The 11833-nt window shown below is 53.9% G+C and carries 9 protein-coding genes; 6 read left to right on the top strand and 3 right to left on the bottom strand.

Going from position 1 to position 11833, the window contains the following annotated elements:
- The first annotated feature begins 318 nt into the window (after positions 1 to 318).
- Positions 319 to 1593: a CinA family nicotinamide mononucleotide deamidase-related protein gene (locus ON072_RS09795; RefSeq protein ID WP_261752965.1), complete on the top strand. Its 1275-nt coding sequence runs from the start codon at positions 319 to 321 to the stop codon at positions 1591 to 1593.
- Between the two features lie 71 nt (positions 1594 to 1664).
- Here the strand turns inward: ON072_RS09795 and ON072_RS09800 are convergent, their stop codons facing one another.
- The 3 genes from ON072_RS09800 to argE form a co-directional block, all read right to left on the bottom strand.
- Positions 1665 to 2204 (bottom strand): DUF1439 domain-containing protein, encoded by a 540-nt coding sequence (locus ON072_RS09800; protein WP_144221177.1) that lies wholly within the window; start codon positions 2202 to 2204, stop codon positions 1665 to 1667.
- Complete coding sequence (ppc, locus tag ON072_RS09805) at positions 2201 to 4837, bottom strand: phosphoenolpyruvate carboxylase (protein ID WP_144221176.1); 2637 nt, start codon at positions 4835 to 4837, stop codon at positions 2201 to 2203. The genes ON072_RS09800 and ppc overlap by 4 nt, the downstream gene beginning before the upstream one ends.
- Before the next feature lie 144 nt (positions 4838 to 4981).
- Positions 4982 to 6133, bottom strand: a complete 1152-nt coding sequence (argE, locus tag ON072_RS09810; protein ID WP_219031707.1) for an acetylornithine deacetylase — start codon at positions 6131 to 6133, stop codon at positions 4982 to 4984.
- Positions 6134 to 6397: 264 nt separating this feature from the next.
- Here argE and argC point away from each other — a divergent pair, with 264 nt between their 5' ends.
- From argC to argH, 5 genes are all read left to right on the top strand, one after another.
- Positions 6398 to 7378, top strand: a complete 981-nt coding sequence (gene argC, locus ON072_RS09815) for an N-acetyl-gamma-glutamyl-phosphate reductase (protein ID WP_261752966.1) — start codon at positions 6398 to 6400, stop codon at positions 7376 to 7378.
- Between the two features lie 33 nt (positions 7379 to 7411).
- On the top strand, positions 7412 to 8194 hold the full coding sequence (gene argB, locus ON072_RS09820; protein ID WP_025011587.1) for an acetylglutamate kinase: 783 nt from the start codon (positions 7412 to 7414) through the stop codon (positions 8192 to 8194).
- An 11-nt stretch (positions 8195 to 8205) separates the two neighbouring features.
- The gene (locus ON072_RS09825) at positions 8206 to 9111 is read left to right on the top strand and encodes an ornithine carbamoyltransferase (protein ID WP_025889295.1); all 906 of its coding nucleotides are present in this window, start codon (positions 8206 to 8208) and stop codon (positions 9109 to 9111) included.
- A gap of 34 nt (positions 9112 to 9145) precedes the next feature.
- Entirely contained in the window at positions 9146 to 10369 is a 1224-nt protein-coding gene (locus tag ON072_RS09830) for an argininosuccinate synthase (RefSeq protein WP_025889296.1), read from the top strand.
- A 65-nt stretch (positions 10370 to 10434) separates the two neighbouring features.
- On the top strand, positions 10435 to 11802 hold the full coding sequence (gene argH, locus ON072_RS09835; RefSeq protein WP_261752967.1) for an argininosuccinate lyase: 1368 nt from the start codon (positions 10435 to 10437) through the stop codon (positions 11800 to 11802).
- Positions 11803 to 11833: the final 31 nt, after the last annotated feature.

The following is an 11833-nucleotide window of genomic DNA, read 5'->3' on the forward strand; positions in this document are numbered from 1 at the left end:
GAATACCGGCCTGTCACGCCGGGGGTCGCGGGTTCGAGTCCCGTCCGCTCCGCCAACTTAAAGAGAAAGCCTCATCGAAAGATGAGGCTTTTTTCGTTTTTATCCACAGACTTTTTATCCAGAACTGCGTTGAACTTTACCCCGCGACAAATCGACTTCTGCCCCTGCAAACTAACGTGCGTACAACTCTCGAAACTGCGTGTCATGCTGGTTTTCCACTCTCCCTGTTTCTCCCTTTCTTGTGTCTTCCAAGCCGTGCTTGCTATTCATCCAGTGGTTACTTAACGTATATGCAGTTTTTGCCAAAGGGATCTTTGAATGAAGTTAGAGATGATTTGTACCGGAGAGGAGGTGTTGTCCGGTCAGATAGTAGATACCAATGCCGCCTGGTTTGCCAATGTGATGATGGAGCATGGGATTGAGGTGCAGCGCAGGGTCACAGTGGGGGATAGACTCGAAGATCTGATAGCCGTATTTCAGGAGCGTAGTCTCCATGCCGATATCATTCTGGTTAATGGTGGTTTGGGGCCAACCAGCGACGATCTCTCGGCCGAAGCTATGGCCAAGGCTAAGGGTGAGCCTCTGGTTGAGAACGCCGAATGGCGTGCCAAGATGGAGGCCTGGTTCAGCCGTAACAACAGAGAGATGCCGGCCAGTAATCTGAAACAGGCTTTACTGCCTGAGTCTGCCGTCATGGTGGATAATCCGGTTGGCACGGCCTGTGGCTTTAGAGTCAAACTCAATCGTGCCTGGCTCTACTTCACTCCAGGGGTGCCATTTGAGCTGAAACATATGGTTCAGGAGCAGTTTCTGCCCTTTATCAAACAGGAGTTCGGCCTGGATGCAAAAGTCGCATTGAACAAGCTGTTGACCCTGGGCCATGGCGAATCGACGCTGGCCGATAAGCTGGAAGCATTGGAGTTGCCAGCAGGGATCACCATAGGTTATCGCTCCTCTATGCCACATATAGAGATCAAGTTGTTTGCCCGCAGTGATAAGGCCATTGCTCTGTTGCCCCGAGTCACCAATCATGTGCGACAGGTTTTGGGCACTGCGGTTGTTGCCGAAAATCGCGCGACACTGGCGGAAGAGATCCATCACAGGTTGTTGAATTCAGGCCTTAGTCTTAGCCTGGCCGAGTCCTGTACCGGAGGTATGTTGACCAGCCAATTGGTGGCTTTCCCTGGCAGTTCTTCCTATTTGCATCAGGGGTTAGTGACCTACAGCAATGAGAGCAAGGTGCGTATTCTTGGGGTACAACCTTCAACTCTGGATGACCATGGCGCTGTGTCGATTGCCACCGTTGAGGAGATGGCGAAGGGGGCCAGGGCGATACTGGATAGCGACTATGCTCTGGCCACCAGTGGTATTGCCGGTCCTGATGGTGGCACAGAGGAGAAGCCTGTCGGTACTGTTGCCATAGCCTTGGCAACCAAGGGAGGTTGTTACAGCCAGATGATTCAGCTGCCAAGGCGCTCTAGAGAGCTGGTTCGCAGCCTCAGCAGCGCAGTAGCCTATGACATGCTGCGCCGCGAGTTGCTGGGCGAGGCGGTTATTGTTGACTACTCCTCTATTGGTCGATTTGCCAAATAGTCAAAGGCAGCAATAGGTTAAATAAAAAGACGCAGCCAAGGCCGCGTCTTTTTTGTGCTCTGAATATTGATTTATTTAAACTCCAGCACCAGCTTGCCTGGTTTAACCTGAAGGCTCTTGGTCATATCGGCCAGTCTCGCTTGGTTGCTGTCCTGGGTGTCCAGAACATAAACCGGCTGACTTTCGAGGAAGTTGCGGATAAAGTCCATCAACTGTGGGGCAATACCCTGTAAAGCCCGCTGAATATCCTTGGGATTGGACTCGACAGAGGTCAACTCCAGACCACGGAGATAGACGCCATGGGTTTGGTTGTCATACCAAGGCTTGGCCTCAAACTCTGTTGTCAGGCTGGCACGCAGGGGAAACAGTGGCGTTCTGAGTATCAGTTCTGAGGTGGCTTTCACCGCCATGGTATCCGGCTTGTGCCCCAATTTGACTGTTACCCGATTTAACTGGATCTTTGTTGCCAGTGGCCCCTGGGTGTCTTGCTTATCCAGCTGCAGCTCTTTATTCAGATAGGATTCCAGCTGTCCTTCGCTGATGCTGTATTGGCTGACACAGCCACCCAACATCAGCATCAACCACAGAGACAGCAGTAGGGGCAGCCTCATCCTGTATTCCTCATGCCCGCCGCGACACCGGCTATGGTCAGCATCAGCGCCAGTTGCAATTGTTCCGAGGTTTCCTGTTCCTTGCGACTTCGGGCCAACAACTCGGCCTGCAGGAAGTTGAGCGGGTCGATATAGGGGTTTCGAAGCCGCACCGATTCCCTGTTCCAGGGAGTATGCGACATCAGGCTGTCAGAGCGGGTCAGTTCGAGTACCGCCTGGATCCCCTGTTGCAGCCTCTCCCTGAGAGCTTCACCCAAATGACGCAGGTCTTCAGGCACTAGGCAGGTGTCGTAATAGCGGGCGAGGTTGGGTTCTGCCTTGGCATACACCATTTCCAGCATGGAGATACGGGTGTTGAAGAAGGGCCACTGACGTTCCATCTCCTGTAGCAGAGAAAGCTCTCCTCGTTTGGCCGCGGCTTCTAGCGCCTCACCGGCACCGAGCCAGGCCGGCAGCATCAAACGGTTCTGTGACCAGGCAAATATCCAGGGAATGGCGCGCAGGCTTTCGATACCTCCATCCACCCGGCGTTTGGCCGGTCGACTGCCGAGTGGCAGCTTACCCAGCTCCACTTCAGGCGTTGCGGCTCTGAAATAGGCAACAAAGTCAGCTTCTTCCCTGACTATGCTGCGGTAGGCCAGTACAGATTCATCGGCCAGTCGCTGCATGCATTGCCGCCATTCCTGTTTAGGCTCGGGAGGCGGAAGCAAAGTGGCTTCCATCACCGCCGAGGTGTAAAGCGCCAGTGACTGCACTGCCAACTTAGGGAGACCGAACTTGAAGCGGATCATCTCTCCCTGCTCTGTCACCCGGATCCGTCCGTCAACTGAGCCCGGAGGCTGTGACAGAATCGCCTGGTGAGCCGGGCCGCCGCCACGACCGATAGTACCGCCACGGCCGTGGAATAGGGTCAGTTTGACGCCAGCCTTCTTGCATACCGCAACTAGTTGTTCTTGCGCCCGATATTGTGCCCAGGCCGCGGCCATGACTCCGGCATCCTTGGCCGAATCCGAATAGCCAATCATCACTTCCTGCATGCCTTTGGTGTAACCCAGATACCAATCGATATCGAGCAGGGCAGAGATGCAATCGGCGGCATTGTTGAGGTCATCCAGGGTCTCAAACAGCGGCACTACCCGCATGGGATAGTGACAGCCGGTTTCCTTGAGCAGCAAGAGTACCGCCAACACGTCGGATGGTTGGCTGGCCATGGATATCACATAGGAACCCAGAGCTTGTTGAGGCTGAGTGGCTATCAAGCGGCAGGTTGCCAGTACCTCGGCCACCTCGTCTGATGGCTGCCAGTTTACCGGGATCAAGGGTCTGCGGTTGGCCAGTTCCCTGAGCAGGAAGGCCTGCTTTTCTGTCTCATCCCAATGGTTGAAGTCACCCATGCCCAGATAGCGGGTAAGCTCGGCAATGGCATTGGCGTGGCGCTCTGCATCCTGGCGGATATCCAACCTCAGCATATGAATGCCGAAGCAGGCCAAGCGGCGCAACATATCCAGCAGCAAGCCATTGGCTATCAGACTCATGCCGCAATCGCACAGGCTTTGATACAGCATCAGCAGCGGCCTTTTCAGGTCGTCCTGGTGCCAGATGATGCTATGGCTGTCGACCTCAGGCTGATGACCTTCGAGGCGGGCATTGAGATAGTCTATGGTGTTGCGCAGCTTTTGGCGCAGATCTCTAAGCACGTCACGATAAGGTTCACAGCTGCCGTTGGTATACTGGCTCAACTCCTCGTTGGCTTCTTCCATGGACAATTCGCCAACCAGAGATACGATATCTTTGAGATAGAGTCTGGCGGCGGCATGGCGGTTACGATCCAATACTTCCTGAGTGACCTTGGCGGTAACAAAGGGGTTGCCGTCACGGTCGCCACCCATCCAGCTGGAGAATCGCACCGGAGCGATATCAATCGGTAGCTGGCTGCCGGTGCGCTCTTCTACCTGGTCGTTGAGCTGGCGTAAAAAGTCGGGAATCGCCTGCCACAGTGAGGTTTCGATAGTCGCCAAACCCCAGCGGGCTTCATCTACCGGCGTCGGGCGTTCGCGGCGGATCTCATTGGTATGCCAAATCTGGGCAATTAGCTGCCGCAGTCGCAGATTGATCTGTTTAAACTCGCGCTCGCTGAGCTGATCGTTTTCCAGAGCCGTCAGACAATCGACCACAGATGAGTACTTCTGGATCAGGGTGCGGCGGGATATCTCGGTCGGGTGTGCCGTCAGTACCAGATCTATGTTCATCTCCCTCAGACAGGACAGCATCTGCTTCTGATCTATCGGGCCGTTCAGCATGCGTCCGAGCAGTTGCTCCACGGGATCCGGTACACACACCAGTTCATCACAGTTGCGGCTGATGGTATGAAACTGCTCGGCGATATTCGCCAGGTTGAGAAATTGGTTAAAGGCTTTGGTGACCGGCACCAGTTCGTCATCGGGCAAGGCCGTCAGCAGTTCCAACATCTGCTGACGGGCGCTTTCATCACCCTGACGGGAACTCTTGGCCAGTTGACGGATCTGCTCCACCTTATCGAGAAATGGCTCCCCCAGATCGGATCGCATGGTGTCGCCGAGGATCTGCCCAAGCATACTGACGTTGGATCTTAAGGATGCATACATATCTGCCATCGTGTTGATTGCTCCAAAGAATAGTGAGAAAGAGTCGTCGTTTCGGGCGGACTTGAGTAGAGCACAATAACCAGCACTGTGCCCTATGGTCAATACGCTGAGGTATTTGCCTCACGTTGTTTCCAGTGGCTGTGGGCTGGATCATTATTTTATACAGGCATGATAAATAAGCTGTTTCAGCAAGTTTATCGTAGGTTTGATCTGCGCCGTATCCAAATATTCATCCGGTTGATGAGCCTGCTCTATGCTGCCGGGTCCCAATACCAGAGTGTGGCACCCCAGTTGCCGAATATAAGGCGCCTCGGTGGCATAGTTCACCACTTGAGGTGCCTGTCCCGCCAGGCTGGCGACCAGTTGGCTCCAGGGAGAGTCTCTATCATCGGCAAACGGCTCCGACCCGGGATAGAGTTCGCTGATGGAAACTGACCCTGGGAATTGTTCGCAGACCGGCTGTAAATACTGCTGCAGCATGAGTTGCAGATCGGTCAAAGCCAAACCGGGAAGCGGGCGAATATCCAGATGCAGATCACAGCAACCACAGATACGGTTGGCGGCATCGCCGCCGTGGACATGGCCAAAGTTCATGGTTGGGTAAGGCACACTGAAGGCATCTTCGCGATAGTGTTCGCTCAAATGCTGCTTGAGTTTAAGTAGCCGGCCTATGATCAGATGCATCACTTCTATGGCATTGAGTCCCTTGGCCGGATCCGACGAGTGGCCGCTGCGGCCCGTTACCCGAATGCCTTGAGCCATGTGCCCTTTATGCATATAAACCGGCCGTAGGCTGGTGGGTTCGCCTATGATGGCAAATTCAGGTTTGATTGCAGCGTTGGCAGCAAAGGCCTTGGCCCCATTCATTGTGGTTTCTTCATCGGCACTGGCGAGAATATAAAGAGGTCGCTTCATTTGTGTCAGCGGCAGTTGTTTCAAGGCCTCCAATATCAAGGCAAAGAAACCTTTCATGTCACAAGTTCCCAAGCCATACCAAAGGTTATCTTTTTCGGTTAGCCGAAAGGGATCATGCTGCCAACGGCCTTCATCGAACGGTACTGTGTCTGTGTGCCCGGCCAGCAGTAGGCCCCCTTGGCCAGTGCCCTGGTTGGCCAGCAGGTTATGTTTGTTGCGACTGCCGGGCACCGGCTGGCGGCGGCACTCCAACCCCAAATCGGCAAACCAGTTGGCCAGCAAGTCGATAACGGCAGCATTGGAATGATCTTGTTCGGGCTCCAGGGCACTGATGGAGGGCGAGGCGATAAGCGCACTGAAGCTTTCTGTGAGTTCCGGCAGTTTTTTCATGACTATTCCGCAAAACATTAAAAATAACTATTCATATATATTGCATAAATAAATTGCTGTGTTAGTCTAGCAAACAGCTAAAGCCAGTGTCATCTTTCATGGTGACTAAATTCAGTGAGACTAAGTATGTTGAGTTCGACCTTGAGCTTGATTCAGACCAAAAACTGCAATAACTCCCTGCGACGATAAACTTGTCATTAGGCGCTGAGCCACGGGCTTTCGTTGTGCCCTTCCTTTTTTGATTAGCTTGAAGAATTAGAAACCATGAAAAATATCGCCATCATAGGGGCCAGTGGATATACAGGTGCCCAGTTAACCGCCCTGATCCAAACTGAGCCAGAGTTAAGCATTCAAGGGTTGTATGTCTCTGAAAATAGTCTGGATAAGGGCAAAAGCCTGGCCGAGCTTTATCCTGTATATCAACATATCTCTGCAGTGTTGCAGCCGTTAACGCCAGAGGCCAAACAGCAGATAGTGGCACAGGCCGACGCCGTGGCGTTGGCGACCGAACATTCGGTAAGCCTGGAATTGGCAGCTTGGTTTTATGCCCAGGGGCTGGCGGTATTTGATTTGAGCGGTGCCTATCGTTTCAGCGATGCTGCAAACTACCCCAAGTGGTATGGTTTTGAGCATAACCAAGCCGAAGTATTGGCACAGGCGGTTTATGGCCTGGCCGAGTGGAATGCCGAGGCCATTGCCAACAGCAAGATGATTGCGGTTCCCGGTTGTTATCCCACGGCATCTCTGTTGGCGCTTAAGCCGCTCAAGTCACTGATGACTGATGCCTTCCCCGTTATCAATGCCGTTAGCGGTGTGACCGGAGCCGGGCGCAAGGCGCAGCTGCACACCAGTTTCTGTGAAGTGAGTTTAACGCCCTACGGTGTGCTTGGTCACAGGCATCAGCCCGAAATCGCCAGCCAACTGGGGCAGGAAGTGATTTTTACTCCGCACCTTGGCAACTTCAAACGCGGCATTCTCGCCACCATTACGCTGCAGCTCAAGCCGGGTACCAGGACTGAGGACGTTGCCGAGGCTTACAGCATCTACCATGGCTCGAGCATAGTCAGCGTAAAGCAGAACCAATTTCCCAAGGTGGATGACGTGGTACACACGGGCAATTGTCATCTGGGGTGGAAGTTTGATGAACAGAACCATTATCTGGTGGTGGCCAGTGCCATAGACAACCTGATGAAGGGCGCTGCCAGTCAGGCGCTGCAATGCATAAATATTCACTTTAAATACTAATTATTCCCGGAACGGTTAGAGAGAGTTGTCACTATGAGCACGAAAGACAAGGTGTTGGTTCTGAAAGTTGGCGGCGCACTGATGCAGTGTGAGATGGGAATGGCCAGGCTGATGGATACGGCGGCGAAAATGTTGGCCCAGGGACAGAAAGTGGTTCTGGTTCATGGTGGCGGTTATCTGGTGGATGAACAGCTCAAGGCCAATGGCATGGATACGGTGAAGCTCGATGGCTTGCGGGTCACCCCGCCGGAGCAGATGCCGATCATCGCCGGCGCCCTGGCCGGTATGTCCAACAAGATACTGCAGGCGGCGGCCATCAAGGCTGGTGTCGCCAGCGTTGGCATGAGTCTGGCGGATGCCAACTTGGTCGATGCGGTAATTAAAGATGAACGTTTGGGGCTGGTGGGTGAAGTTTCCCCCAAAGACGGCAGCTATATCAATTTCGTCCTGTCTCAGGGTTGGATGCCCATTGTCAGCTCCATTGCAGTATCCAGCGAAGGGCAACTGCTTAACGTCAATGCCGATCAGGCTGCCACAGTGCTGGCCAAGCTGGTGCAGGGCAAGCTGGTGCTGCTCTCCGATGTTTCCGGAGTATTGGACGGTAAGGGGCAGTTGATCGCCAGTCTTAATCGTAGCGAAATCGACGACCTGGTGAAATTGGGCGTGATAGAGAAAGGTATGAAAGTCAAAGTAGAGGCGGCGTTGGAAGTCGCAGAACTCATGGGGCAGCCGGTACAGGTTGCTTCCTGGAGAGATGCGGCGCAACTGGCTGCATTGGCTCAGGGCGAAGCCGTGGGTACGCAAATAAAACCATAGGAGAAGGCAGTATGAAGCACCTGTTGACCATTAAAGAACTCACCCAATCCCAGTTGCTGGCGTTGTTGGACTTGGCCAAGAAGATCAAGGCCAATCCGGCAGACTACCGACACGCGCTTGCGGGCAAGAGCGTAGTGATGCTGTTTGAAAAACCTTCCCTGCGTACCAGGGTCAGTTTCGATATCGGTATCCATAAGCTGGGTGGTCACTGTCTTTATTTGGATCAACAAAATGGTGCTTTGGGCAAGCGCGAATCTGTTGCCGATTTCGCCGGTAACCTTTCCTGCTGGGCCGACGCCATAGTGGCACGGACTTTCAGCCACAAGACCATAGAAGGCCTGGCCGAGTTCGGCACTGTACCTGTGATCAATGCGCTGTCGGACTTGTACCACCCTTGTCAGGCCCTGGCGGATTTTCTGACCCTGTCAGAGCAGCTCGGTGACTTGAGCAAGGTGAAATTGGCCTATGTGGGTGATGGCAACAACGTGACCCATTCATTGATGATAGGCGCTGCTATTCTGGGTGCCAGCATGACGGTTATCTGCCCCGAAGGGCATTTCCCCGATGGTCTGATTGTCAATGAAGTACAGCAACTGGCGGCCGAGAATGGAGGCAGCCTGATACTGACTTCAGACATCGCCGCCCTGGAAGGTCAGGATGCCGTCTACACTGATACTTGGATTTCCATGGGCGACCAAACAGAACTTTCTGATATTGAAGCAAAATTTAATCCTTATCAAATCAATCAGCCGCTGATGGATCAGTATAAGGTGAAGTATTTTATGCATTGTTTACCCGCTCACAGAGGGGTAGAAGTGACAGATGAGGTGATGGATGGCAAAGGTTCTCTGATCCTGCAACAGGCAGAAAACCGCATGCACGCGCAGAATGCCGTTCTGGTAACACTTTTGAGCTGATGGCCAAGGGCCAGTTGAATCTAGGAAAATTAAGATGTCTATTGCACAGAAAAACACAGATGTGAAAAAAGTTGTCCTGGCCTACTCCGGCGGCCTGGATACCTCGGCCATTATTCCCTGGCTGAAAGAGAACTATAACAACTGTGAGATCGTTGCCTTTTGTGCCGATGTTGGACAAGGGGAAGCCGAACTCGAAGGTTTGACAGAAAAGGCGTTGGCTTCCGGCGCCAGTGAATGTCATATTGTTGATTTGAAAGAAGAGTTTGTTAAAGACTACATCTATCCCACCATAGCAACCGGTGCCATCTACGAGGGAACCTATCTGCTGGGCACCTCCATGGCCAGACCCATCATCGCCAAGGCTCAGGTGGAAGTGGCCCGTAAGGTCGGCGCCGACGCCTTGTGTCACGGTTGTACCGGCAAGGGTAACGATCAGGTGCGTTTCGAAGGCTGTTTTGCCGCACTGGCGCCGGATCTGAAAGTGATTGCCCCTTGGCGTGAGTGGACCATGGAGAGCCGTGAAGATCTGCTGGCTTACCTGGCCGAGCGCAACATCAAGACCTCGGCTTCGGCCACCAAGATCTATAGCCGCGACGCCAACGCCTGGCATATCTCCCACGAAGGTGGGGAACTGGAAGATCCCTGGAATGAGCCCAGCAAAGAGGTGTGGACCATGACAGTCGATCCGCTGGATGCGCCAGATGAGCCTGAGTATGTCAGCCTGAAAGTGGAAAACTGCCGGGTGACTGAAGTCAACGGTGAAGCCCTGAGCCCCTATGCGGCGCTGATGAAGCTGAACCAGATTGCTGCCGCTCACGGTGTTGGCCGTATCGATATCACTGAAAACCGGCTGGTGGGGATGAAGTCCCGTGGCTGTTATGAAACACCGGGCGGCACTGTCATGTTTGCTGCTCTGAGAGCGGTAGAGGAGTTGGTGCTCGACAAGACCAGCCGTAACTGGCGTGAACAGGTGGCCGCTCAGATGGCACATCTGGTCTATGATGGTCGTTGGTTTACGCCTCTGTGCAACTCGCTGTTAGCGGCATCCGAGGCACTGGCCCAGGACATTAACGGCGAAGTGGTGATCAAGCTCTTCAAGGGCCAGGCGGTTGCCGTGAAGAAACGTTCTCCCAATAGCCTGTATTCCGAGGCGTTTGCCACCTTCGGTGAAGACACGGTTTACGATCAGAAACACGCCGAAGGCTTTATCCGCCTCTACTCATTGGCGAGCCGTATCCGCGCGCTCAACAGCAAGTAAGCGTCAGTATATCAGGGGCGCATCGGCGCCCCTTAGTTTTTATGCCCGAGAAAGAGGACCTTATCATGGCTTTATGGGGTGGCAGATTCAGCGGCCAAAGCAGCGAACTTTTCAAACTCTTCAACGATTCCCTGCCGGTGGATTTCCGTTTACTGGAGCAGGATATCCAGGGCTCAGTCGCCTGGGCCGAGGCGATAACCCAGGCCGGCGTGTTAACCCAGGAGGAATGCCAGACCCTGACTCAGGCGCTGGCTGAGTTGCTCGCAGAAGTTAAAGATACGCCGGAGCAGATCATCGCTTCCGGCGCCGAAGATATTCACAGTTTTGTGGAATCACAGCTGATCGCCAAGGTGGGTGACTTGGGTAAGAAGCTGCACACCGGCCGTTCGCGCAATGACCAGGTGGCGACCGATCTCAAGCTGTGGTGCAAACAGGAAGGCGCACACCTGCTGAGTCTGTTGATTGAAGTCAAACAGGGGCTGCTGGCCTTGGCCGAGCGCGAGTTGGATGCCGTAATGGCGGGATATACCCATCTGCAGCGGGCACAACCCGTGACCTTTGGCCACTGGGCTTTGGCTTATGTGGAAATGTTTGAGCGGGATATCAGCCGCTTGCAGGACGCTCTGAATCGCCTCAACACCTGCCCTCTGGGTTGTGGCGCCTTGGCGGGCACGGCTTATGCCATTGACCGTCAGGCGCTGGCGGCCAGCCTGGGCTTTGCCTCTGCTACCCTCAACAGCCTGGACAGCGTGTCTGATCGTGACCATGTGATCGAGCTCTGCAGCGACGCCTCTATCAGCATGATGCACTTAAGTCGTATGGCTGAAGATATGATCTTCTTCAATTCCGGCGAAGCCAACTTTATCGAGCTGGCCGACAATGTCACCTCAGGCTCTTCCTTGATGCCGCAGAAGAAGAACCCCGATGCGCTTGAGCTTATCCGCGGTAAAGCGGGCAGGGTATACGGCAGCTTGATGGGGATCCTCACCACCATGAAGGCGCTGCCACTCGCCTACAACAAGGATATGCAGGAAGACAAGGAAGGCTTGTTCGATGTGATGGACAGCTGGAGCCTGTGCTTGAAAATGGCGGCTCTGGTGCTCGAAGGTGTCAAGGTTAACCGAACCAATGCGTTGGCCGCAGCTCAACAGGGATACGCCAATGCCACTGAACTGGCGGACTATCTGGTGGGTAAAGGCATGCCCTTCAGGCAGGCGCATCACGTTGTGGGTGAAGTGGTGCTGCAAGCTATTGCTGAGGGTAAGCCACTGGAAGCCTTGCCACTTGAAGTCTTGCAAAGCTATGCCGATATCATAGCGGAGGATGTTTATCCGCATTTGGGTATCGATTCTTGCCTGGCGAAACGCAATATTCTCGGCGGTACCGCGGTAGAGCAGGTCAAGGCCGCACTGGCTGCCAAACAGGCCAAATAGAAGCTATCCCTCGGATTCGAGCCAAACAAAA

Source organism: Shewanella sp. K8 (assembly GCF_028823715.1).
Taxonomy (GTDB): Bacteria; Pseudomonadota; Gammaproteobacteria; order Enterobacterales; family Shewanellaceae; genus Shewanella; species Shewanella algae.

Coding starts and splice junctions, on each gene's coding strand:
- ON072_RS09830 (WP_025889296.1), top strand. CDS start 9,146: ATGTCTATTGCACAGAAAAACACAGATGTGAAAAAAGTTGTCCTGGCC.
- argB (WP_025011587.1), top strand. CDS start 7,412: ATGAGCACGAAAGACAAGGTGTTGGTTCTGAAAGTTGGCGGCGCACTG.
- ON072_RS09825 (WP_025889295.1), top strand. CDS start 8,206: ATGAAGCACCTGTTGACCATTAAAGAACTCACCCAATCCCAGTTGCTG.
- ON072_RS09800 (WP_144221177.1), bottom strand. CDS start 2,204: ATGAGGCTGCCCCTACTGCTGTCTCTGTGGTTGATGCTGATGTTGGGT.
- ppc (WP_144221176.1), bottom strand. CDS start 4,837: ATGGCAGATATGTATGCATCCTTAAGATCCAACGTCAGTATGCTTGGG.
- ON072_RS09795 (WP_261752965.1), top strand. CDS start 319: ATGAAGTTAGAGATGATTTGTACCGGAGAGGAGGTGTTGTCCGGTCAG.
- argH (WP_261752967.1), top strand. CDS start 10,435: ATGGCTTTATGGGGTGGCAGATTCAGCGGCCAAAGCAGCGAACTTTTC.
- argC (WP_261752966.1), top strand. CDS start 6,398: ATGAAAAATATCGCCATCATAGGGGCCAGTGGATATACAGGTGCCCAG.
- argE (WP_219031707.1), bottom strand. CDS start 6,133: ATGAAAAAACTGCCGGAACTCACAGAAAGCTTCAGTGCGCTTATCGCC.